This is a genomic window from Streptomyces sp. NPDC086147 (assembly GCF_040702165.1).
GTDB lineage: Bacteria > Actinomycetota > Actinomycetes > Streptomycetales > Streptomycetaceae > Streptomyces.
In genome coordinates this window covers 528,005-548,924 of record NZ_JBFBJO010000001.1, presented here as the reverse complement: position 1 = coordinate 548,924, position 20,920 = coordinate 528,005, and the positions used below count along the sequence as shown (strand labels likewise).

At 72.9% G+C, this 20,920-nt stretch carries 21 protein-coding genes and 2 tRNA genes; 10 read left to right on the top strand and 13 right to left on the bottom strand.

Annotated elements, in window-relative coordinates:
- Positions 1 to 72: 72 nt before the first annotated feature.
- The 4 genes from rsrA to AB0398_RS02625 form a co-directional block, all read right to left on the bottom strand.
- Entirely contained in the window at positions 73 to 387 is a 315-nt protein-coding gene (gene rsrA, locus AB0398_RS02640; protein ID WP_366371768.1) for a mycothiol system anti-sigma-R factor, read from the bottom strand.
- Positions 384 to 1,040 carry a sigma-70 family RNA polymerase sigma factor gene (locus AB0398_RS02635; RefSeq protein WP_030207302.1) on the bottom strand — a complete coding sequence of 219 codons (657 nt, stop codon included), beginning with the start codon at positions 1,038 to 1,040 and terminating at the stop codon, positions 384 to 386. Before AB0398_RS02635 ends, rsrA begins: the two co-directional genes overlap by 4 nt.
- A 282-nt stretch (positions 1,041 to 1,322) precedes the next feature.
- A complete protein-coding gene (locus tag AB0398_RS02630) occupies positions 1,323 to 1,976 on the bottom strand; it encodes an alpha/beta family hydrolase (protein ID WP_366372337.1) in 654 nt (217 codons plus the stop codon).
- 52 nt (positions 1,977 to 2,028) lie between these two features.
- Positions 2,029 to 2,844 carry an SOS response-associated peptidase gene (locus AB0398_RS02625; protein ID WP_366371766.1) on the bottom strand — a complete coding sequence of 272 codons (816 nt, stop codon included), beginning with the start codon at positions 2,842 to 2,844 and terminating at the stop codon, positions 2,029 to 2,031.
- 50 nt (positions 2,845 to 2,894) lie between these two features.
- On the opposite strand from AB0398_RS02625, the gene AB0398_RS02620 reads away from it, so the two are divergent.
- The 4 genes from AB0398_RS02620 to AB0398_RS02605 all read left to right on the top strand — a co-directional run bounded on the left by AB0398_RS02620 (position 2,895) and on the right by AB0398_RS02605 (position 6,366).
- Positions 2,895 to 3,581, top strand: a complete 687-nt coding sequence (locus AB0398_RS02620) for a M50 family metallopeptidase (RefSeq protein WP_366371764.1) — start codon at positions 2,895 to 2,897, stop codon at positions 3,579 to 3,581.
- 20 nt (positions 3,582 to 3,601) lie between these two features.
- Entirely contained in the window at positions 3,602 to 4,933 is a 1,332-nt protein-coding gene (gene aroA, locus AB0398_RS02615; RefSeq protein ID WP_366371762.1) for a 3-phosphoshikimate 1-carboxyvinyltransferase, read from the top strand.
- A 3-nt stretch (positions 4,934 to 4,936) separates the two neighbouring features.
- Positions 4,937 to 5,950: a ribosome small subunit-dependent GTPase A gene (rsgA, locus tag AB0398_RS02610; protein WP_366371760.1), complete on the top strand. Its 1,014-nt coding sequence runs from the start codon at positions 4,937 to 4,939 to the stop codon at positions 5,948 to 5,950.
- A 92-nt stretch (positions 5,951 to 6,042) separates the two neighbouring features.
- The gene (locus AB0398_RS02605) at positions 6,043 to 6,366 is read left to right on the top strand and encodes a multidrug efflux SMR transporter (RefSeq protein ID WP_125658544.1); all 324 of its coding nucleotides are present in this window, start codon (positions 6,043 to 6,045) and stop codon (positions 6,364 to 6,366) included.
- Here AB0398_RS02605 and AB0398_RS02600 read toward each other — a convergent pair.
- Entirely contained in the window at positions 6,258 to 6,920 is a 663-nt protein-coding gene (locus tag AB0398_RS02600; protein WP_366371758.1) for a TetR/AcrR family transcriptional regulator, read from the bottom strand. The genes AB0398_RS02605 and AB0398_RS02600 overlap by 109 nt on opposite strands.
- Before the next feature lie 157 nt (positions 6,921 to 7,077).
- Here AB0398_RS02600 and hisN point away from each other — a divergent pair, with 157 nt between their 5' ends.
- The 3 genes from hisN (at position 7,078) to AB0398_RS02585 (ending at position 9,161) form a co-directional block, all read left to right on the top strand.
- Positions 7,078 to 7,890 (top strand): histidinol-phosphatase, encoded by an 813-nt coding sequence (hisN, locus tag AB0398_RS02595; RefSeq protein WP_366371756.1) that lies wholly within the window; start codon positions 7,078 to 7,080, stop codon positions 7,888 to 7,890.
- Between the two features lie 204 nt (positions 7,891 to 8,094).
- Entirely contained in the window at positions 8,095 to 8,484 is a 390-nt protein-coding gene (locus AB0398_RS02590; RefSeq protein WP_366371754.1) for a CBS domain-containing protein, read from the top strand.
- 257 nt (positions 8,485 to 8,741) lie between these two features.
- Positions 8,742 to 9,161 carry a Fur family transcriptional regulator gene (locus AB0398_RS02585; RefSeq protein ID WP_366371752.1) on the top strand — a complete coding sequence of 140 codons (420 nt, stop codon included), beginning with the start codon at positions 8,742 to 8,744 and terminating at the stop codon, positions 9,159 to 9,161.
- A 116-nt stretch (positions 9,162 to 9,277) separates the two neighbouring features.
- Here the strand turns inward: AB0398_RS02585 and AB0398_RS02580 are convergent.
- The 4 genes from AB0398_RS02580 to AB0398_RS02565 all read right to left on the bottom strand — a co-directional run bounded on the left by AB0398_RS02580 (position 9,278) and on the right by AB0398_RS02565 (position 14,603).
- Positions 9,278 to 9,351 (bottom strand) — tRNA-Met (locus AB0398_RS02580).
- Positions 9,352 to 9,420: 69 nt separating this feature from the next.
- On the bottom strand, positions 9,421 to 11,385 hold the full coding sequence (locus AB0398_RS02575; RefSeq protein WP_366371751.1) for a tetratricopeptide repeat protein: 1,965 nt from the start codon (positions 11,383 to 11,385) through the stop codon (positions 9,421 to 9,423).
- 207 nt (positions 11,386 to 11,592) lie between these two features.
- Positions 11,593 to 11,666 (bottom strand) — tRNA-Met (locus AB0398_RS02570).
- 45 nt (positions 11,667 to 11,711) lie between these two features.
- On the bottom strand, positions 11,712 to 14,603 hold the full coding sequence (locus AB0398_RS02565) for a UPF0182 family protein (protein WP_366371749.1): 2,892 nt from the start codon (positions 14,601 to 14,603) through the stop codon (positions 11,712 to 11,714).
- A gap of 170 nt (positions 14,604 to 14,773) precedes the next feature.
- Between AB0398_RS02565 and AB0398_RS02560 the strand changes: the two genes are divergently transcribed.
- Entirely contained in the window at positions 14,774 to 15,325 is a 552-nt protein-coding gene (locus tag AB0398_RS02560; RefSeq protein ID WP_366371747.1) for a PPA1309 family protein, read from the top strand.
- 80 nt (positions 15,326 to 15,405) lie between these two features.
- Here the strand turns inward: AB0398_RS02560 and AB0398_RS02555 are convergent, their stop codons facing one another.
- The 4 genes from AB0398_RS02555 to AB0398_RS02540 all read right to left on the bottom strand — a co-directional run bounded on the left by AB0398_RS02555 (position 15,406) and on the right by AB0398_RS02540 (position 18,659).
- Positions 15,406 to 16,494, bottom strand: a complete 1,089-nt coding sequence (locus tag AB0398_RS02555; RefSeq protein WP_366371745.1) for a PDZ domain-containing protein — start codon at positions 16,492 to 16,494, stop codon at positions 15,406 to 15,408.
- Positions 16,495 to 16,560: 66 nt separating this feature from the next.
- Positions 16,561 to 16,743, bottom strand: coding sequence for a hypothetical protein (locus AB0398_RS02550; RefSeq protein WP_366372362.1), 183 nt, complete (start codon positions 16,741 to 16,743; stop codon positions 16,561 to 16,563).
- A gap of 233 nt (positions 16,744 to 16,976) precedes the next feature.
- Positions 16,977 to 17,438, bottom strand: a complete 462-nt coding sequence (locus AB0398_RS02545) for a molybdenum cofactor biosynthesis protein MoaE (protein WP_366371743.1) — start codon at positions 17,436 to 17,438, stop codon at positions 16,977 to 16,979.
- 111 nt (positions 17,439 to 17,549) lie between these two features.
- Positions 17,550 to 18,659, bottom strand: a complete 1,110-nt coding sequence (locus AB0398_RS02540; RefSeq protein WP_366371741.1) for an SDR family oxidoreductase — start codon at positions 18,657 to 18,659, stop codon at positions 17,550 to 17,552.
- A gap of 214 nt (positions 18,660 to 18,873) precedes the next feature.
- Here AB0398_RS02540 and AB0398_RS02535 point away from each other — a divergent pair, with 214 nt between their 5' ends.
- Together AB0398_RS02535 and AB0398_RS02530 are read left to right on the top strand one after the other, a co-directional pair.
- Entirely contained in the window at positions 18,874 to 20,349 is a 1,476-nt protein-coding gene (locus tag AB0398_RS02535) for a zinc-dependent metalloprotease (protein ID WP_366371740.1), read from the top strand.
- Entirely contained in the window at positions 20,346 to 20,867 is a 522-nt protein-coding gene (locus AB0398_RS02530; RefSeq protein ID WP_366371738.1) for an NUDIX hydrolase, read from the top strand. Before AB0398_RS02535 ends, AB0398_RS02530 begins: the two co-directional genes overlap by 4 nt.
- The last annotated feature ends 53 nt before the right edge of the window (positions 20,868 to 20,920 follow it).

The window sequence follows — 20,920 nt, the reverse complement described above, 5'->3', positions numbered from 1 at the left end:
CGCCGCGATCGCGATCGCGGCGGCCTCCGTTTCCGTCGGTGCGGGAGGGGTGTGTCACTCCCGTGGGTGCTCCTACTCCTGCGGGGCGGGCGCGGGCGCGCTCGCCGTGACGTCCTGCTCGGGCGCCGGCTGGCCGGACCGGATCAGCTCGATCCGGCCCATGACCTTGGCCCGCAGGTCGGTGGGGACGTCGTCACTGCCGCAGCAGCGCTTGACCAGCTTCTTCACGGCCTGCTCCAGGCCGTACTTCTCCAGGCACGGGGAGCACTCCTCGAAGTGCACCTCGAACTTGGTGCAGTCGCTGTCGGGCATCTCGTTGTCGAGGAACTCGTAGAGGTGGTCCAGGACCTCCGAGCAATCCGTCTCGTGCGGCTCTCCGCAGCTCATGAGCCCGAGCCTTTCAGATCGTTCGACGACTCTCCGGCGCCCGCGGGAACGAGCCCGCGGTCGCGGGCGTAGTCCTCGAGCATGCCGCGCAGCTGGCGGCGGCCCCGGTGCAGCCGGGACATCACCGTACCGATGGGTGTCCCCATGATGTCCGCGATCTCCTTGTACGCAAAGCCCTCGACGTCGGCGAGGTAGACGGCGATGCGGAACTCCTCGGGGATCGCCTGCAGCGCTTCCTTCACGTCGGAGTCGGGAAGGTGGTCGAGGGCCTGGGACTCGGCGGAGCGCAGGCCGGTCGACATGTGCGACTCGGCGCGGGCGAGCTGCCAGTCCTCGATCTCCTCGGCGGCGCTGCGCTGGGGTTCGCGCTGCTTCTTGCGGTACGAGTTGATGAAGGTGTTCGTGAGGATGCGGTACAGCCACGCCTTGAGGTTCGTGCCCTCGCGGAACTGGTGGAAGGACCCGTACGCCTTGGCGTAGGTCTCCTGCACCAGGTCCTCCGCGTCCGCGGGGTTGCGCGTCATGCGGAGCGCGGCCGAGTACATCTGGTCGAGGTAGCCGAGGGCGTCCCGCTCGAAGCGCGCGTTGCGCTCCTCGGTCGTCTCCTCGGGGCCGTCGTCGGTCCCTGTGTCGGTCCCAGTGACCGGACCCACCTCCTCCAGCGCGGCGGCGAGCCCGAGGGCGGACCCGCTCGTTTCGGAGGATAGACGAGGAACCGCTCCGCCCGCCGCCCGAATCGAGGCGCCCTTGGGCGCGGGCAGCACCGTCCAGTCGAGGTCAGCGCCCTGCGCGCGCTCCGGGCAGATGGTCGAACCCATGCGACGGACTTCCTCTCCCTGCTCTTCCCTGGCTGTCGTACGACGTACCGAACAACAGCGGCCCCCCGCTCGGCATTCCCGGGGCGGGAACGGGCCGGGGCGGGGGCGGACGGGGCGTCAGCGCAGGGCGTCGAGCCACCCGGAGACGCCGTCCACGAGGAGGCCGAGGGCCTCGTCCTGGCCGAGGGGCGCGCGCTTGGGCAGGGCGAAGCCGTGGTCCCCGTACGGGATCTCGACGAGGGCGTACGGGCCGGCCGGGTACTCCTCGGGGCGGCCGAAGGGGTCGTTGCCGCCCTGGACCACGAGGGTGGGCAGGCCGGTGCCGAGGAGTTCGTCGGCGCGGGTCTTCTCCGGCTTCCCCGGCGGGTGCAGCGGGAAGCACAGGGCGAGGACGGCCGTCGCGCCGAGTGCGCGGCCGGTGCGGCAGGCGACCCGGGCGCCGGCGCTGCGGCCGCCCGCGACCACGGGGAGGCCGGGCGCCGCGAGGGCGGGCCAGAGGCCGCGCCAGGCGGTGTCGAGGGTCTTCGGGGCGGGCGCGAGCTTCTTGCCCGCGACCCGCCAGGGCTGTTCGACGAGGGCGACGGTCACGCCCCGGGCGGGCAGCGCCCCGGCCAGGGCCCGCAGGTCGCGGGCCTCGATCCCGCCGCCGGCGCCGTGGCCGAGGGCGAGGACGGTCCACGGCTCCGTCCCGGCGTCCGGCTCATACCAGGTGACGCGGGCGTCCCCGGCGTCGGTGGGGACGGTCTCGCGGCGCGTCGCTCCGTTGGTCACGTCGTCGGTCGTCTCATCGGTCACGCCCTCATCCTGCCGCGCGGGCGGAGGTTCAGAAGAGCGTGCCCTCCTCCGGGCCCTCCAGCTCCGTCAGGAGTTCGGGGCCGTTGTTGCGGACGTTGCTGACGGCCGTCGGCACCGGGTAGGCCCGCATCAGGCCCTCCGGCGGCGGGGCGAGCAGTCCGCGCAGCCCTTCGAGTTCGCCGTTCTCCGGGGAGAGCCAGGCGTCCCAGCGGTCCTCCGTCAGCATCAGCGGCATCCGGGGGTGGATCTCGGCGAGCGAGCGGGGGCCCTCGGCCGGGGCCACGCCCAGCGGCCCGGTCTCCGCCTCCGTGGTGATCACCGAGCAGGTCACCCACCAGGAGGAGGGGTGGTCGTCGGGGAGGGTCCGGTCGCGCCAGAACTCGTAGAGCCCGGCCATCGCGAAGACCGAGCCGTCCGCCGGGGTCACGAAGTACGGCTGCTTCCGCGGCCGCTTCTTCTTCCCCTCGACCTCCAGGTCCCGCTCCGCCGTCCCGGTCACCCATTCGTAGTAGCCGTCGGCGGGAATGATGCAGCGGCGCGACGCGAAGGCGCGCTTGAAGGAGGGCTTCTCGTGGAGGGTCTCGGCCCGGGCGTTGATCATCCGGGCGGCGCCGTCGGGGTTCTTCGACCAGGAGGGGACGAGTCCCCACTTCAGGGCGCGCAGCTGGCGAACCGGCTCCTTGGATTCCGCGTCCTTCACAGGACGCTCCAGAACGGCCCAGACCCGTTTGGTGGGGGCCACGTTCCAGTCGGGGGCCAGGGTCTCCTCGGGCTCCCACTGCTCCACCCCGAAGACCTCCACCAGGTCCTCGGGCCGTCGACTCGATGCAAACCGTCCGCACATACGTGCCACACTGCCACGATCCCGCCCGAGACCGAGGAGCCTTCCGCCGAATGAACGACATCCTCGGCACCCAGCCCGCCCCGGACGAGTGGATCGTCTGGGCCACCGCCGGCTGCGCGCTGGTCCTCGTCGTGTTCCGCGGGCTCTGGCTGCCGGCCCGCAACGCGATCACCATCGCCCACGAGGGCGGCCACGGCATCGTCGCCCTGGCCACCGGCCGCCGCCTCGAAGCGATCCGGCTGCACTCGGACACCAGCGGCCTGACCGTGTCCCGGGGCCGCCCGACCGGGCTCGGGATAGTCCTCACCCTGGCCGCCGGCTACCCGGCGGCCCCGCTGCTCGGCCTCGGCGGCGCGGCGCTGATCGGCACCCACCGGACCACGCTGCTGCTGTGGGCCGCGACCGCGCTGCTCCTCGCGCTGCTCGTGATGGTCCGCAACGCGTACGGGGTCCTCACCGTCCTGGTGACGGGCGCCGCCTTCCTCCTCGTCGCCCTGTTCACCGGGCCCGACGTGCAGGGCGCCTTCGCCTGCGCGGCCGTCTGGTTCCTGCTCCTGGGCGGCGTCCGGCCGGCCTTCGAGCTCCAGGCGAAGCGCCGCCGGGGCGGCACCCAGGACTCGGACGCGGACCAGCTCGCGCGGCTCACCCACGTGCCCGCCGGGGTGTGGCTGATCTTCTTCCACACGGTCTCGATCTGCTGCCTGATCGGCGGCGGGCGCTGGCTCCTGCGCTTCTGACACCCCCGTACAGTGAGGACATGACCGCAGCCGCTTCCCCGCACACCGACCCGTCCACCGACCTCTGGCCCGCTCCGTACGCGCGTGGCGCCGTCGACGCGACCGTCACCGTGCCCGGGTCGAAGTCGGTCACCAACCGCGCCCTGGTCCTCGCCGCGCTCGCCGCCGAGCCCGGCTGGCTGCGCCGCCCGCTGCGCTCCCGGGACACCCTCCTGATGGCCGAGGCGCTGCGCACCCTCGGCGTGCGGATCGAGGAGGGGGTGGGCCCGGACGGGACCGGCGAGGCCTGGCGGATCATCCCCGCGCCGCTGCGCGGCCCGGCGGCCGTCGACGTCGGCAACGCGGGCACGGTCATGCGCTTCCTGCCGCCGGTCGCGGCGCTGGCCGAGGGCCCGGTGCGCTTCGACGGCGACCCCCGCTCCCACGAGCGTCCGCTGCACGGCGTGATCGACGCGCTGCGCGCGCTCGGCGCCCGGATCGACGACGAGGGCCGGGGCGCGCTGCCGATGACCGTGCACGGCGTCGGGGGCCTGGACGGCGGCACGGTCGAGATCGACGCCTCCTCGTCCTCCCAGTTCGTCAGCGCCCTGCTGCTCTCCGCGCCCCGCTTCAACCAGGGCGTCGAGGTGCGGCACGTGGGGTCGCGGCTGCCCTCGATGCCGCACATCCGGATGACGGTCGACATGCTGCGCGCGGTCGGCGCCCGGGTCGACGAGCCGGAGCACGGCGGCGAGCCGGACGTGTGGCGGGTGGCGCCGTCCGCGCTGCGCGGCCGGGACCTGGTGATCGAGCCGGACCTGTCGAACGCCCAGCCGTTCCTGGCCGCCGCCCTGGTGACCGGCGGCCGGGTGACGGTCCGGGACTGGCCCGCGCGAACCACCCAGCCCGGTGACGCGCTGCGGGAGATCTTCACCGGGATGGGTGGTTCCTGCGAGCTGACGGACGAGGGCCTGACCTTCACCGGCACGGGCCGGATCCACGGCATCGACGTGGACCTCGGCGAGGTCGGCGAGCTGACCCCGGGCATCGCGGCGGTCGCGGCCCTCGCCGACTCCCCCTCCACCCTGCGCGGCGTCGCCCATCTGCGGCTGCACGAGACGGACCGGCTCGCGGCGCTCACCAAGGAGATCAACGAGCTGGGCGGGGACGTGACGGAGACCGAGGACGGTCTGCGCATCCGCCCGCGCCCGCTGCACGGCGGCGTCTTCCGCACGTACCACGACCACCGGATGGCGACGGCGGGCGCGGTCATCGGCCTGGCGGTCCCGGGCGTGGAGATCGAGGATGTGGCGACGACGGCCAAGACCTTGCCCGACTTCCCGACGATGTGGACCGAAATGCTCGGGGCCTGAGCGATGCGGCGTTACGGCAAGCACACCGACGAGGACGACATCCGCCAGCGGCCCAACCGCAAGGGGACCCGCCCCCGGACCAGCATCCGGCCGAAGCACGAGGACGCCGTCGAGGGCATGGTCCTCACCGTCGACCGGGGCCGGCTGACCTGTCTGGTCGGCGAGCGGACCGTGACGGCGATGAAGGCGCGCGAGCTGGGCCGCAAGGCCGCCGTGGTCGGCGACCGGGTCTCGATCGTCGGCGACCTCTCCGGCGAGAAGGACACGCTGGCCCGGATCGTGCGGATCGGGGAGCGCTCCTCGGTGCTCCGGCGCACGGCCGACGACGACGACCCGTACGAGCGGGTGGTCGTCGCCAACGCGGACCAGCTGGCGATCGTCACCGCGCTCGCCGACCCCGAGCCGCGGCCCCGGCTGATCGACCGCTGTCTGGTCGCCGCGTACGACGGCGGCCTCTCCCCGCTGCTCGTGCTCACCAAGTCGGACCTGGCGTCGCCGGACGCGCTCCTGGAGATGTACGGGGCGCTCGGCGTGCCCCATGTGGTGACCACCCGGGACGAGTTCGTCGACGGGGCCGCCGCCGAGCGGGTGCGCGAGCACCTCAAGGGCCGGACCACCGCGTTCGTGGGGCACTCCGGCGTCGGCAAGACGACCCTCGTCAACGCCCTGGTGCCGCCGGAGCGGAGGCGCACCACCGGTGTGGTGAACGCGGTCACGGGCCGGGGCCGGCACACCACGACCTCGGCGCTCGCCCTGCCGCTCGACGACGCGGAGGGCGGCTGGGTGATCGACACCCCGGGCGTGCGCTCCTTCGGCCTGAACCACGTCGACCCGTCCCGGGTGATCCTCGCCTTCCCCGACCTCGTCCCGGGCACGGAGAACTGCCCGCGCGCGTGCAGCCACGACGAGCCGGACTGCGCCCTCGACGCGTACGTGGCGGAGGGGCACGCCGATCCGGCGCGCCTGGTCTCGCTGCGGCGGCTCCTGGCGACCCGGGAGCGACGCGAGGGCGACTGAGCCGTCCGCGTTTACGTCCGTTCGGTACCGGTAAGTGCATAATCGCACCAAGTGCGACGAAGCAGTCACCGACGGCGTGGGAGGCACTGACGATGGCGTGGCTGCTGGTGGTGGTGGCAGGGTTCCTGGAAACGGGCTTCGCGGTCTGCCTCAAGCTCTCGCACGGGTTCACGCGCCTGTGGCCGACGATCGCCTTCGCCTCCTTCGCCCTGGGCAGCTTCGGTCTCCTCACGCTGGCGCTGCGGAAGCTCGACGTGGGTCCGGCGTACGCGGTGTGGACGGGGATCGGCGCGGCCGGGACCGCGATCTACGGCATGGTCTTCCTGGGGGACGTGGTCTCCACGCTCAAGATCGTCTCGATCACCCTGGTGATCGTGGGCGTCATCGGGCTCCAGCTCTCCGGCTCCGCGCACTGACCCTCCGCCCTCCGGGTCCCCGCGGCCGCCCCGCACGGCACCGGGGGCGCGACGACGTGACTGAGGGCGATCCTGACGGCGAGTTCGCAGCCCGCCGCCCACCGCTCGTCCGCGCAGTCCACGGTCGCCGCCACCAGCTCCCCCGGCGCGGGCGGCCCGGCGTCGGCGCGGCGCTGGGCGGGGACGGCGGCGGGCCGGGCGCCCGGTCTGGCCGGCCGGGGCGCCGGCAGCCGCGCGTCCCAGGCTCCGGTGAGCAGGGCCCGCAGGACCGGCCGGGCGGCGACCCGGGCCACGATCCACTCGGCGAGCGCGGCGAGGGTCCGGGCGGGCGGCCCCGGGGCGGCGAGCAGCTTCCGGACGCCCTGGAGGTAGGTGTCGGCCTCCCTGCGCACGAGCGCGCGGGCGAGCCCGTCCTTGCTGCCGAACTCGTTGTAGAGGGTCTGCCGGGAGACCCGGGCGACGGTGGCGAGGTCGGCCATCCGCACGGCGGACCAGGGCCGGTGCGCGAGCGCGGCGAGCGCCGCGTCGAGCAGGGCCTCGCGGGCAGTCGGCATCGGCGCCTCCCGGGCCGTACGTGTCGGTGCGGGGCCCGGCACGCTCCGTGCGCGGCCCCGTACACAGCGTCGACAGGCTCCCCCGCCCTGTCAAGGAGCCCGGGGCCGCGGTGGACGGTTCGTCCGGCCGGGAGTGCCCGGGGATAGAGTGCCGACCATGGCCGATTACCACGATGACCTGCGCCTCGCCCACGTCCTCGCCGACGCCGCCGACGCGGCCACCATGGACCGCTTCCAGGCGCTCGACCTCAAGGTCGAGACGAAGCCGGACATGACTCCGGTGAGCGAGGCCGACAAGGCGGCGGAGGAGCTGATCCGCGGTCAGCTCCAGCGGGCCAGGCCGCGCGACGCGATCCTGGGCGAGGAGTACGGCGTGGAGGGTTCGGGCCCGCGCCGCTGGGTGATCGACCCGATCGACGGGACGAAGAACTACGTGCGCGGGGTGCCGGTCTGGGCGACCCTGATCGCGCTGATGGAGGCCGGGGAGACCGGGTTCCAGCCGGTGGTGGGCGTGGTGTCGGCCCCGGCGCTCGGCCGCCGCTGGTGGGCGGCGAAGGGCCTCGGGGCGTACACGGGCCGCAGCCTGGCCTCGGCGACCCGGATCGGGGTCTCGAAGGTCTCCTCCCTGGCGGACGCCTCGTTCGCGTACTCCTCGCTGAGCGGCTGGGAGGAGCGGGGCCGCCTCGACGGCTTCCTCGACCTCACGCGCGCGTGCTGGCGGACGCGGGCGTACGGCGACTTCTGGCCGTACATGATGGTCGCGGAGGGCTCCGTGGACCTCTGCGCGGAGCCGGAGCTGTCGCTGTGGGACATGGCGGCGGTGTCGATCGTGGTCCAGGAGGCCGGCGGCACGTACACGGGCCTGGACGGGCGGCACGGGCCGCACAGCGGGAACGCGGCGGCGTCCAACGGGCTGCTCCACGGCGAGCTGCTCTCATACCTGAACCAGCGGGCGCCCGAGGAGAGCTGACCGGCCCTCAGGCCCGGAGGAGGGTCGCCCGGCCCTTCAGGCCCGGAGGGGCGGCTCACCGCTCCTCCGGCGCCCCGGGCGCCGCCCGCGCTCCCGGAGACGCCTCGCGCGCCCCCTTGTCGGCCCCCTCCCCCGGTGCCACTCTGAGACTCCCCCCACTTGTGAACTTGTGAAAAAGTTCTCGAACAGGAGGTGGTCCCTTCCATGCTCGTCCGCGACGCCATGAGTCCCGTGATCCTGACCATCGGCCCGGCCCACACCCTCCGCCAGGCGGCGAGGCTGATGTCGGCGCGCCGCGTCGGCGCCGCCGTCGTCCAGGACAGCGATGCCGGCGGCTTCGGCATCCTCACCGAGCGCGACATCCTCGACGCCGTCGGCGCCGACCGGAACCCCGACCACGAGACCGCCGACGCCCACACCACCCGGGACGTCGTCTTCGCCGCGCCCACCTGGACCCTGGCGGAGGCGGCCGAGGCGATGACCCGCGGCGGCTTCCGCCATCTGGTCGTCCTCGACGACAACGGGCCGGTCGGCATCGTCTCCGTACGCGACATCGTCCGCTGCTGGATCCCGGTGCACAGCGCCGCCGCCTGAACACGTGCGGGAGGGCCGGCCCCGCCCGTACGAATACGGGCGGGGCCGGCCCTCCCCTCCTCGGCGGGCGGCCGTCGGCCGCGCAGGGCCTGGACCGCGGCCTCCAGCCGCCCGCCGAAGTCTCCGTCCGCCTCGCGGAGGTCGCCGCCCCCGACCAGCGTCGTACGCAATCCTACCTTGGACAACATCCAAGTCGATTAAGGCTCCAAAGTCACACTTTGTTCGGGATCATGTTCCCGACTGTTAGGCTGACCCTCATGAGCGACCTGTTGGAACGCCTGCGCGGACGCGGCTGGCGCATGACCGCGCAGCGGCGCGTCGTGGCCGAAGTGCTCGACGGGGACCACGTGCACCTGACCGCCGACGAGGTCCACGCGCGCGCCGTGACGCGGCTGCCCGAGATCTCGCGCGCGACCGTCTACAACACGCTGGGCGAGATGGTCGTCCTCGGCGAGGTCATCGAGGTGGCCACCGACGGACGCGCCAAGCGGTACGACCCGAACGCCCACCGTCCGCACCAGCACCTGGTCTGCGGCCGGTGCGGCGCGATCCGCGACGTGCACCCGGGCGGCGACCCGCTGGCGGACCTGCCGGACAGCGAGCGCTTCGGCTTCACGATCTCCGACGTCGAGGTCACCTACCGGGGCATCTGCCCGAGCTGCGCGACAACGGCCTGAATCACGCACGGAAGAGGGCCCCCGCTCCGGCGGGGGCCCTTTCCACGCGTGCTCCCGCACACGCCGACACCACGAAGGCCCGGATCCAAGAGGATCCGGGCCTTCGTTCCACTGAGTAGCGGGGACAGGATTTGAACCTGCGACCTCTGGGTTATGAGCCCAGCGAGCTACCGAGCTGCTCCACCCCGCGTCGATGAACCCAACCCTACGGGTCTTCCGTCGCCGGTGCAAATCCGTTAACGGCCGCCGCCCCCGGCCGTCACGCCGTGAGCTCCTGGTGCAGCGCCTCGCTCAGCCGCGCCGCCCGCTCGGCCACCTCCGCCGGACCCAGCTCCACCGCGCGGGCGCACCAGCGGCGCCCCTCGGTGAGCTCGCCCCGGCGCGCCGCGAGCAGCGCGAGCCGGAGCGCGGCGCGGCCGTGGCCGGCCCGGGCGGCCCGGGTCCACCAGAGGGAGGCCTCGCGCTCGCTGCCCTCACGGGCGAGCAGCAGCCCCAGGTTGAAGGCGCCGTTGCGGCTGCCCGCCTCGGCGGCCTCGCGGTACCAGCGGTCGGCCTCGGCCAGGTCGCCGCGCGCGGCGGCGAGCATGCCGACCCGCACCTGGGCGCGCCGGTGGCCCTGCCGGGCGGCCCGCTCGTACCACTCCTCGCACTCGCTCTTCTCCTCGCGGGGCGCGCCGAGCACGGCCGGGCCGGGCTCGGGGCGGCGCGCGTCGAGCACCGAGGCGAGCCGGAAGGCGGCCTCGGCGCTGCCGCCGCCCGCCGCGCACCGCAGGTGCCGCTCGGCGGTCTGCTCGTCGCCGTCGCGCAGGGCGGCGATGCCGACCTGGAGGGCGGCCTCGGTGTGCCCGGCGGCGGCGGCCCGCTCGTACCAGACGAGGGCCGTGCGGTCGTCGTCGCGCCCGGCGTGCAGGATGCCCAGGTTGAAGGCGGCGTCCACGCTGCCGGCCTCGGCGGCCTTGGAGAACCACGGCTCGGCGCCGTTCGCGTCGCCGGCCTGGAGGAGCAGCACGGCGAGCGCGTTGGCGGCCTCGCGGTGGCCCGCGTAGGCGGCCCGCCGGTACCACTGCTCGGCCTGCGGGATGCGGTCCTGGGCGGCGCAGAGCAGCCCGAGGTTGTAGGCGCCGTTGACGTCGCCGGCGTCCATGGCGGCCCGGTACCAGCGCTCGGCGGTCTGCTGCTCGCCCCGGGCCGCGTGCAGGGCCCCCAGGGCGTTGGCGGCGTTGCCGTCGCCGTCCTGGGCGGCCCGCAGCCACCACACGGCGGCGCTCTCCTCGTCGCCCGCGTCGCGGAGCAGGAAGCCGAGCGCGCAGGCGGCCCTGGCCTCGCCCTCCTTGGCGGAGCTGAGGTACCAGCGGCCGGCCTCCTTGAGCTCGCCGCGCTGCTCCAGGATGGCGCCGAGGTGGAGCGCGGCCCGCCGGTGACCGCGCGCGGCGGCCTGCCGGAACCACTGCTCGGCCTCGGCGAGTTCGCCCACCGGCTCGGCGGCGGGGGGGCCGTCGGGCAGCAGGGCCCCGGGAGCCGCGCCCACGGCGCTCCTGGCGGCCCCGGGGACCGGGAGGCGGGTTCCGGTGGCGTGCGGGCCGCGGGGCGCCTCGGTGGCCCGCCGCTCCAGGGCCATGGCGAGCCGGTAGGCGGCCTCGCGGTGGCCCTGCTCGGCGGCGGCGCGCAGCCAGCGCTCGGCGCCGACGTCGCCGCGGTGCTCCAGGAGGTCGGCGAGGGCGTACGCGCCGAGGGCGTGGCCCTGCTCGGCGGCCTGGCGCAGCCAGTACTCGGCGGCGGGCTCGTCGCCGCGCTCGCGGTGGTGGCGGCCGAGCGCGTGGGCGGCGGGAGCGGAGCCGGCGACGGCGGCGACCCGCCACCAGCCGGCGGCCTCGTCGGCGTATCCGCGCTGGTGCAGCAGGACGCCCAGGTTGTTGGCGGCGGCCCGGTCCCCCTCGGCGGTGGCGCCGCGCAGGTGGGGCTCGGCGCCGTCGAGGTCGCCGCGGCGCAGCAGCAGCGCGCCGAGGGCGCTCATGGAGGCGAGGTCGCCGCGCTCGGCGGCGCGGCGGTGCCGGGCCTCCGCCTCGGTCTCGTTCTCGGTGACGGCATCGGTCTCGGCGGTGGTGCCGAGGACGGCGTCGACGGCCCCCGCTGCCTCGATGATCTCGTCCGCGGCGTTCCTGGCATGCCGCTGCACAAACCGCCCTGTCTCCAACAGAGTTGCCCTGTCCCCCATAAATACCATCGTCGCACCACCCGCCACCCGAGCACACCTGGTAAACCGCAGCCAGTGAGGTCACTCAGCGTTTTGTCGACATGCCCACAGAGAGACAAGTCAAACACGACTCACGCCAACTCGCCCCTTCCCTACCGCTCTTCGGTACCCCCTGGCACGCCGACACACGACGAGGGCCCGGATCCTTATGGATCCGGGCCCTCGTTTGCCACAGAGTAGCGGGGACAGGATTTGAACCTGCGACCTCTGGGTTATGAGCCCAGCGAGCTACCGAGCTGCTCCACCCCGCGTCGGTGACGTAACAGTATCACGACGCGGAGGTGGAAAACCTCAGGTCAGCCGCCTGCTCCCGGGGCCTTGAGCTTCGCCCCGGCGTCGGCGGCCTTCTGGAGGGCCGCCTGCAGCTCCTCCTGCGCCTTGCCGTACGCGGTCCAGTCGCCCTTCTGCAGGGCCGCCTGGCCCGCGTCGTACGCCTTCTGGGCGTCGGCGATCGCCTGCTTCAGCGCGTCGTCGTTCGACGCCGGCGGCGGAGGCGTGGTGCCCGGCTGCTCCGGCGTCGGCTGCGTCGGCGCGTCCACCCCGAAGACCGCGTTGAGCGCCTTGGTGAGGTTGTCCTCGAACACCGTGGTGTCCTTGGTCGTGTCACCCGCGGGCTGGTCCGCGTCCACGTAGGACACCGCGACCTTCTTCAGGAGCGGGTAGAGCGCGTTCCGCCCCTGGGCGTACACCGGCTCCACGTACAGGAACCCGCCGTCGAGCGGCACCGTCAGCAGGTTGCCGTACTGGATGTCGGAGTCGGCGCCCTTCAGGTCCCGGACGAACTGGGCCACGGACGGCAGGCCGTTGAGCTTGCTCTGCACCTGGGCCGGGCCCGGCACGTCCTGGGTGACCCTCAGCAGCCTCATCCGGCCGTACTCCTTGCTGGTGGCGTCGGCGTCGACCGCCATGAAGCCGCCCAGGTTGGGCCGCCCGTTCGGCGTGAACGTCGTCGTCAGCGAGAAGCGCTGCGTCGTGTCCCCGGGCATCTTCATGCTCAGGTAGTACGGCGGGACCGCGTTGCCGTCCTTGTTGGTCGGGTCGTCCGGCACCTGCCAGGCGTCCGAGCCGCTGTAGAACTGCGCGGGGTCGGTGACGTGGTAGCGGGTCAGCAGCTCGCGCTGGACCTTGAACATGTCCTGCGGGTAGCGCAGGTGCTCCAGGAGGTCGCCCTTGATCTCGGACTTCGGCTCGACCGTGTCCGGGAACGCCTTCATCCAGGTCTTCAGGACCGGGTCCTCGGTGTCCCACTGGTACAGCTTCACCGTGCCGTCGTAGGCGTCGACGGTGGCCTTCACCGAGTTGCGGATGTAGTTGACCTGGTTCTGCTGGGCGACGACCGTGCGCTGCTGGTTGCCGACGGTCAGCGAGTCGGCCGTGGTGTCGCCGAGCGTGGTGCGCGAGGCGTACGGGTAGCCGTTGGTCGTCGTGTACGCGTCGATGATCCACTGGATCCGGCCGTCGACGACCGCCGGGTAGGCGTCGCCGTCGATGGTCAGCCAGGGCGCGACCGCCTCGACGCGGTCCTTGGGCGTGCGGTTGTAGAGGATCCGCGAGCCGTCGCCGATGGCCCCCGAGTAGAGGATCTGCGGCTCGCTGAAGGCCACCGCGTACGCGGCGCGGTTGAAGGTGTTGGAGAGGCTGACGCCGCTCTTCTCCTTGTAGCTGGTGGTCTTCTCGCCGTTCTCCTCGTAGTCGAGCTCCCGCTGGGGCCCGCCTACGATCGAGTACTGGTCGGTCTTCTCGCCGTAGTAGATCCGCTGCTCGTACTCCGGGAGCTGGCCGGTGGTCGGCAGGCCGGACTCGGTGAAGACCGGGGAGCCGTTGGCGTCGGTCTGCGTGCCCGTGGCCATGATCGCGCCGTAGCCGTGGGTGTAGGTGAAGTGGTCGTTGATCCAGTTCCGCTTCGGGATGCCCCGGATGTTGAGCTCGCGGAGACCGATGACGGTGTCCTTGCCCTGGTAGCGGTCCACGTCCAGGGTGGTCGGGAACTGGTAGTACTTCCGCTTCTGCTCCAGCTGCTGGAACGTGGGCGAGACGATGTTCGGGTCGAGGAGCCGGTAGCTGGCCGCCGTGTCGGCGTCCGCGCGCAGCTTGTCCTTGTCCTTGACCGTCGACTTGCCCGAGTAGTTCTCGGGCTTCGTCCCGTCGATCGCGTACGCCTTGCGGGTCGCGTCGATGTTCTTCTGGATGTACGGCGCTTCCTTGGCCTGCTCGTTCGGCTGGACCTGGAACTTCTGCACGATGGCCGGGTACAGGCCGCCGATCAGGACGGCGGAGAGCACCATCAGGCCGAAGCCGATCACCGGGAGCTGCCAGGTGCGGCGCCAGAGCGTCGCGAAGAACAGCACGGCGCAGATCGCGGCGATGCAGAAGAGGATGGTCTTCGCCGGCAGGTACGCGTTGGCGTCGACGTACCGCAGGCCCGTCCAGTTGCCGGTGGCCTTGAAGTCGCTGGACTTCACGGCCAGGCCGTACCGGTCGAGCCAGTACGCCACGGCCTTCAGCGACACGAAGACGCCGAGGAGCACCGAGAGGTGGCCCGTGGCGGCCGCGGTGGCGCGGGCGCCCGGACTGGTGACCCGCAGCCCGCCGTACAGGTAGTGCGTGAGCGCGGCGGCGATCAGCGACAGGACGGCGGCGGCGAAGCCGAACGCGAGGAGGAAGCGGTACCAGGGCAGGTCGAAGGCGTAGAACGACACGTCGAGCCCGAACTGCGGGTCCTTCTGGCCGAACTTCACGCCGTTGACCCACATCAGCCAGGTGCGCCACTGGCCGGAGGCGGAGGCGCCGGCGATCAGGGCCACCAGGGCCGTGACCGCGAGCAGCACCCACTTCTTGAAGGGCGCGAGGCCCATCCGGTACCGGTCGAGGCTCTGCTGCTCCAGCGACATCGCGCTGAGCGGCGGCCGCAGCCGGTGCGCCAGCCAGATGTTGAAGCCGACGGCGAGCCCCATCAGGAGGCCGAAGACCGCGAAGAGGCCGATCTTGGTCCACAGGGTGGTGGTGAACACGGACGAGTAATCGACCGAGCGGTACCAGAGCCAGTCCGTCCAGAACCCGGCGAACATCACGAAGGCCATGGCAAGCACGGCCAGGACCCCGAGTGTCATGAGCAGGGTACGGGCCCGCCGGGACGGCCGGCCGACTCTCATCCTTGGCCCTGACGGGCCTCCGCCGCGGTCCGGCATCTGGAAAGCCAACGTACGCCCCTCGGTGTTGATGCGTCTCGGTGTCGATGTGTCGATGCGTGCTGGTGGGTCTGAAAGCAGGCCCCGCGATCGTAGGGCCCCACTGATGCAACTTACCGATGCTTTACCTAGTTCCCGGCTTCGGGGAAAGAGGAGGCAGGATATTGGTCATGTCCAACGTTTCCCCCTCCGGCCCGGCGATGGCCGCGAGCCCCCTCACCCGCGCGGTGCTCGAGATCGACACGTACGCGTCGGGCCTCGGCTGGGACCAGCCCGCCCGCCTGTTCGCCCTGGTCGACACCGCCCGGCTGCGCGCCCGGGAGCCCAGGCTCGCCTCCCAGCTCGGCCTGGGCGACGACGCCGCCTCCTACACCCCAATCGAGCAGGACAAGCTGCCGCGCGGGAAGCCGCTCGACGAGTTCCTCGGCACGATCGCCTGGCCCGACGGCGTCGCCGGCTGCGCCATGACGGTGGAGCGGCTCATGCTGCCCCCGTCGGCGGAGGCCCAGGTGCCGCAGGGGCTGAACGAGAAGCAGCTCGCCAAGTGGGTCGCCGGGCACCCGGACCGCCAGGAGGTCCGGATGACCGTGGCGGTGCTGCGGAGCGGTGCGCGCGAGGCGGCGATCCGGCTGCGCGAGAAGGACTCGGCGACCGAGGTCCTGACGGGCCCCGACCTGGTGCCGGGGCTCGCCGAGGCGCTCGCGGCCACCTTCGAGGGCTGAGGACCCCCACGTACGGAGAAGGGCGGCGCCCCCGGTCGGGGCGCCGCCCTTCGTGTCCGCTCGTGCCCGCGCGGGACCGCTCAGCCCTTCGCGCAGCTCGGCAGGGACGCCGTGTCGCCCTTGCGGAGCTTCTCCAGGGACTTCGTGGCGTCGTCGATGGTGTCGACCTTGACAAGGGTGAGCCCGTCGGGGATGTCGGAGGCGGCCGTGGCGCAGTTGTCGGCCGGGGTGAGGAAGTACTGGGCGCCCGCGTTGCGCGCGCCGACCAGCTTCATCTCGATGCCGCCGATCGGGCCGACCTTCCCCTTGTCGTCGATGGTGCCGGTGCCGGCGACGAACCGGCCGCCCGTGAGGCTCTCCGGGGTGAGCTTGTCGATGATGCCGAGCGCGAACATCAGTCCGGCGCTGGGGCCGCCGACGTCGGCCAGCTTGATGTCGATCGTGAACGGGAAGACGTGGTCGGTGCCGGCCTGGATGCCGACGACGGCCCGGTCGCCCTCCTCGGAGGTGGTGGTCGTGATGACCACCTTCCGGGTGGCGGTCGGCTCCTTGCCCGCCTTCTCCGCGGCGGCCGCCTCCTTGGCGGGGACGATCGTGAACTCGACGTCCTGGCCGGGCTTCCGCTTCGTCACCTGCGCGGCGACGTTGCTCTGCTCGGCGATCGGCACGCCGTCGACGGCCTTGATCACGTCCCCGGCGTGCAGCCTGCCCTCGGCCGGGGCGCCCTTGACCACCGTGGCGACGACGACCCGGGAGACCACCGGGATGCCCAGCTCGCCGAGGGCCGCGACCTTGGCGCTCTCCTGGGACTGGCTGAACTCCTCGGCGTTCTCCTGGCTCGACTGCTCCTCGGTCTTTCCGTCCGGGTAGAGCGTGTCGTGCGGCACCACCACGTTGTCGTGGGCGAGCCATCCGTAGACGGCCTCGACGGCGTTCATCCGGTAGTCCGCGCCGGTGACCCGGACCGTCGTCATGTTGAGGTGGCCGTCGGTCGGGTACGTCTTGCGGCCGGAGATCTGGAGCACCGGCTCCCCCCTGGCCTCGCCGAGGGTGTTGACCGTCGGTCCGGGGCTCATCTCCGCGTACGGCACCGGGATCAGAACGCCGGCGATGAGCAGGCAGATCAGGACCAGGGTGGAGGCGAGCATCGTCGCGGTGCGGCGTGGCATGGAACGACAGTACGGGACTCGCCTGTGGATACACCCCCGGGGCGGGTCCGTACGGGGCGGCCCGCGTCAGCCGGAGGAGGACGAGGTGACGGCGGTGGCGGCGGCGGCCGGCTCACGCTCGTGGCGGGCGGAGTCCTCGCGCTCGGAGCGGGCGGAGTCCTCGCGCTCGGGGCGGACGGAATCGGAGAACGTGGGGTGGGCGCGTTCCATCGCGTCCCGGAAGCGGGCGTAGCCGGCGAGTTCGGCCACGTCACCTATGGTCTTGTTCCTCGAAGCCCAGCTTCCCCATATCGCCGCGCCGACGACTGCGAAAAGCGGAATCAGCAACCAGGCCAGCGCTGCCATCCCGACCTCCCATCCCCAGTGAGTTGATCAGCAGACTGTTTCATCCGTGTCGTCAACGCTCGCGCGCGGGGGTCGGTTACGCAAATCGGGCGTTCGGCTACACGGCGTCGGCGTGTCGCCTTGCTCCCCAGTACTCCCTAGCAGGAACCCACCCATTCCTCTGTTCCGTCCGAGAAGGTCTGGTGCTTCCAAATGGGTACTTCGTGCTTGAGGTCGTCGATCAGCGTGCGGCAGGCCTCGAAGGCCTCCGCGCGGTGGGGGCAGGAGACGGCCACGACGACCGCGATGTCGCCGACGCGCAGGTCGCCCACGCGGTGGACGGCGGCCAGGGCGCGGACCGGGTGGTTCGCGACGACCTTCTCGGCGACGCGGCGCAGCTCCGCCTCGGCCGAGGGGTGGCGGGAGTAGCCGAGCCCGTCGACGTCCGCGCCGCCGTCGTGGTTGCGCACGGTGCCGACGAAGAGGGTCGTGCCGCCGGAGGCGTCGTCCCCGACGGCCCGGAAGACCTCGTCGACGGAGAGCGGGCTCTCCCGGATCGCGAGGAGCTTGATGGGGTCGGCCGCGGCCCGCTCGCCGGGGTGGTCAGACGTCAGTGCCATGAGCCCATCGTGCCGTACGCCGCCGACAACCCGGAATAGCGGTTTCGACCGGCGCTCCGGACCCTCCGTAGGAGGGTCCTACAGTTCCGCGCGCGACAGGGACGAAGGGGATCAGATCCCGCGCCGCTTCCGCATCTGCCGTACGAGCGCCGCCGTGCCGAGCAGTGCCACCGTCGCACCGGCCGCGCCGGCCGCCGTCGCGTCCTTGCGGCCCAGGCGGCGGCCCGCGACCGTGTGGCGGCCCTCGACCTCCTCCAGGAGCGCGGCGAGGACCTCCTCGTTCGTCCACTTCGGCCGCCAGCCGGCGTCGTGCAGGCGTCCGACGCTCACCACCCAGGGGTGCATGGTGTACGCGAGGTCGCCCGCCGGGGACGGGGTCAGGCCGATCCGGTGGAGGCGGGCCGCCGTGCCGAGGGCGACGGTGGAGGGCAGCTCCATGCGCCGGATGCCGGAGAGCTCCTCGATCTCCTCCTGCTCCAGCCAGCCCTCGCAGCCGACCACGAACTCGCCGTCGACCTTCTCCAGGGCCGCGTACTCCAGGGCGCTCACCAGGTCCTCGACGTGGCAGAACTGCCAGGTCGGCCGGGAACCGGCGACGACGAGCAGCCGGGGCGACTCGAAGTAGCGGGTCAGCGCCGTGTCCGTGCCGCCGACGAGGACGGCCGGGCGGACCACCGTGACGTTGAGGCCGGGGTGCGCGCGGGGCGCCCGGCGGCCCAGCCGCTCGATCTCCAGCATGTCGCCGACGCCGGTGGCCTCCGCCGTGGCCTTCAGCTCGGCGTCCTCGGAGAGCGGGATGTCGTTGTCGGGCAGGGCGCCGTAGACCATCGCGGAGGTGCAGAGCACCACCCGGTGGACCCCGGCGGCCGCGGCGGCGGTCAGGACGGTCTGCGTGCCGCGCACGTTGTAGGCCGTCCGGGCGGCGGGGTCGGTCTCCAGGTCGAGGTCGACGGCGAGGTGCACGACGACGTCGGCGCCGCGCAGCTTCTCCGCGATGGCCGGGTCGCGCACGTCGAGGACGTGCCAGTGCGCCTCCGGGACCTCGCCCCGGCGCTCGTCGATGGCGACGACCCGCTTGACCTCGTCGGAGGCGACGAGACGCCTGGTCAGCAGGTCGCCGACGCCGGATGCGGCGCCGGTGACCGCGACGACGGGCCCGCGCGCGGCGGGCCGGGTCGAGTGGTTTCGCGCTCCGCGAACCTGTGGATCTGGGGAACTCACCGGGCGTCTCCAGAGGTTGTCTTCAGTACGTACGCCGCACGACGTACGGACCAGGTGGCGTCCATCCTGCCGCAGGGCACGCCCCGGCGGAGCACCGAGCCCGTTTCCGGCCCGGATGTCTACGCTGGTGGTGTGCGGAGCCTGTCGTGGGCAGGCTCTGGTCGGGCAGTCGCCGTCGGCAGGAGGCCGGCGGCCCTACGAGCCGAGGAAACCTGTGAGTGACACCCCATTCGGATTCGGCCTTCCGCCGGAGGAGCCGGAGGACGGCGACGGCAAGAAGAAGGACCCCGCCGGAGGTGGCCAGGGGTCCGGTGGCCAGGGCGGCAACCCGTTCGGGGCGAACCCGTTCGGTTTCGGCGCACTGCCGGGCATGGGCGGGGCCGGCGGGCCGGGCGGCGCGGACAATCCGTTCGCGGCCATGTTCGGCTCGCTGAACCCCAACGATCTGGGCGCGGCCTTCCAGCAGCTCGGGCAGATGCTGAGCTACGAGGGCGGTCCCGTCAACTGGGACATGGCCAAGCAGATCGCGCGCCAGGTGGTGGCCCAGGGCACCCCGGACGGCACCAAGGACGCCAGCGTGGGCCCGGCCGAGAAGTCGGCGGTCCAGGAGGCGCTGCGCCTGGCCGACCTGTGGCTGGACCAGGCGACCTCGCTGCCCTCGGGCGCGAACGTCGCCGTGGCGTGGAGCCGCGCGGAGTGGGTCGAGGCGACGCTGCCGGCGTGGCAGCAGCTCGTGGACCCGGTCGCCGAGCGGGTCGGCGCGGCGATGGGCGACGTCCTGCCGGAGGAGATGCAGGCCATGGCGGGCCCGCTGATCGGCATGATGCGCTCCATGGGCGGCGCCATGTTCGGCCAGCAGATCGGGCAGGCCGTGGGCGCGCTCGCCGGTGAGGTCGTCGGCTCGACCGACGTCGGCCTGCCGCTGGGCCCGGCCGGGCGCGCCGCGCTGCTGCCGCTGAACGTCGAGGCCTTCGGCAAGGACCTGGGCGTCCCCTCGGACGAGGTGCGCCTCTACCTGGCCCTGCGCGAGGCGGCCCACCAGCGCCTCTTCGCGCACGTGCCGTGGCTGCGGGCGCACCTGTTCGGCGCGGTCGAGGGGTACGCGCGCGGGATCAAGGTCGACACCTCGAAGCTGGAGGAGGCGGTGGGCCAGCTCGACCCGACGCACCCCGAGCAGCTTCAGGAGGCACTCCAGCAGGGCATGTTCCAGCCGGAGGACACCCCGGAGCAGAAGGCGGCCCTGGCCCGTCTGGAGACGGCGCTCGCGCTGGTCGAGGGCTGGGTGGACGCGGTGGTCCACGAGGCCGCCAAGTCCCGTCTGACCTCGGCGGACGCGCTGCGCGAGACGTTGCGCCGGCGCCGGGCCTCGGGCGGTCCCGCCGAGCAGACCTTCGCCACCCTGATCGGTCTGGAGCTGCGTCCGCGGCGGCTGCGGGACGCGGCGCGCCTGTGGGCCTCGCTCACCGACGCGCGCGGGGTCGACGGCCGGGACGGCCTGTGGGAGCACCCGGACATGCTGCCGACGGCGACCGACCTGGACGACCCGGACGGCTTCGTGCACCGCGAGCACCTGGACTTCTCCGAGCTGGACAAGATGCTCGGCGAGGCGGCGAAGGGCGGCGCCCCGAAGGACGACTCCCCGGAGGACGACGGCCGGGACGGCGACGGCGGCGGGGACGGCAAGGAGTGACCCTGCACGACGACGCGGTCCTCGTACTGAAGGAGTACGGGGGCCAGGAGGAGCTGCGCCAGGTCTACCTGGACCACCTGGACGCGCACCCGGACGGCATGTACAAGCCCTGCTCGGCCGGTCACCTGACGTCCAGCGCGCTGGTGGTCGACCCCGTCCGGGGGCGGGTGCTGCTGACCCTGCACAAGAAGCTGGGCATGTGGCTCCAGATGGGCGGCCACTGCGAGCCGGGTGACACGACGGTCGAGGGCGCCGCGCTGCGGGAGGCGACAGAGGAGTCCGGGATCCCCGGGCTCGTTCTGCTGCCGGGCGGTCCGGTGCGGCTCGACCGGCACCCGATCCCGGCGCCCTGCCACTGGCACCTGGACGTGCAGTACGCGGCCCTGGCGCCGGCGGACGCGGTGGAGCGGATCAGCAAGGAGTCGCTGGACCTGCGCTGGTTCGCGTACGAGGACGTGGCCGGCGTGGCGGACACGTCGGTGGTCCGTCTCCTGGAGGGCACGCTGGCCCGGCTGTGAGGACGGGGAAGGGGGCGGGCGCCCGACCGGCGCCCGCCCCCTTCCCCGTACCC

What these genes read in the sequence shown, in the direction of transcription:
- rsrA (WP_366371768.1), bottom strand. Translation starts at nt 387, where the DNA reads ATGAGCTGCGGAGAGCCGCACGAGACGGATTGCTCGGAGGTCCTGGAC.
- AB0398_RS02625 (WP_366371766.1), bottom strand. Translation starts at nt 2,844, where the DNA reads ATGTGCGGACGGTTTGCATCGAGTCGACGGCCCGAGGACCTGGTGGAG.
- AB0398_RS02620 (WP_366371764.1), top strand. Translation starts at nt 2,895, where the DNA reads ATGAACGACATCCTCGGCACCCAGCCCGCCCCGGACGAGTGGATCGTC.
- aroA (WP_366371762.1), top strand. Translation starts at nt 3,602, where the DNA reads ATGACCGCAGCCGCTTCCCCGCACACCGACCCGTCCACCGACCTCTGG.
- rsgA (WP_366371760.1), top strand. Translation starts at nt 4,937, where the DNA reads ATGCGGCGTTACGGCAAGCACACCGACGAGGACGACATCCGCCAGCGG.
- AB0398_RS02605 (WP_125658544.1), top strand. Translation starts at nt 6,043, where the DNA reads ATGGCGTGGCTGCTGGTGGTGGTGGCAGGGTTCCTGGAAACGGGCTTC.
- AB0398_RS02600 (WP_366371758.1), bottom strand. Translation starts at nt 6,920, where the DNA reads ATGCCGACTGCCCGCGAGGCCCTGCTCGACGCGGCGCTCGCCGCGCTC.
- hisN (WP_366371756.1), top strand. Translation starts at nt 7,078, where the DNA reads ATGGCCGATTACCACGATGACCTGCGCCTCGCCCACGTCCTCGCCGAC.
- AB0398_RS02590 (WP_366371754.1), top strand. Translation starts at nt 8,095, where the DNA reads ATGCTCGTCCGCGACGCCATGAGTCCCGTGATCCTGACCATCGGCCCG.
- AB0398_RS02585 (WP_366371752.1), top strand. Translation starts at nt 8,742, where the DNA reads ATGAGCGACCTGTTGGAACGCCTGCGCGGACGCGGCTGGCGCATGACC.
- AB0398_RS02575 (WP_366371751.1), bottom strand. Translation starts at nt 11,385, where the DNA reads ATGGTATTTATGGGGGACAGGGCAACTCTGTTGGAGACAGGGCGGTTT.
- AB0398_RS02565 (WP_366371749.1), bottom strand. Translation starts at nt 14,603, where the DNA reads ATGCCGGACCGCGGCGGAGGCCCGTCAGGGCCAAGGATGAGAGTCGGC.
- AB0398_RS02560 (WP_366371747.1), top strand. Translation starts at nt 14,774, where the DNA reads ATGTCCAACGTTTCCCCCTCCGGCCCGGCGATGGCCGCGAGCCCCCTC.
- AB0398_RS02555 (WP_366371745.1), bottom strand. Translation starts at nt 16,494, where the DNA reads ATGCCACGCCGCACCGCGACGATGCTCGCCTCCACCCTGGTCCTGATC.
- AB0398_RS02545 (WP_366371743.1), bottom strand. Translation starts at nt 17,438, where the DNA reads ATGGCACTGACGTCTGACCACCCCGGCGAGCGGGCCGCGGCCGACCCC.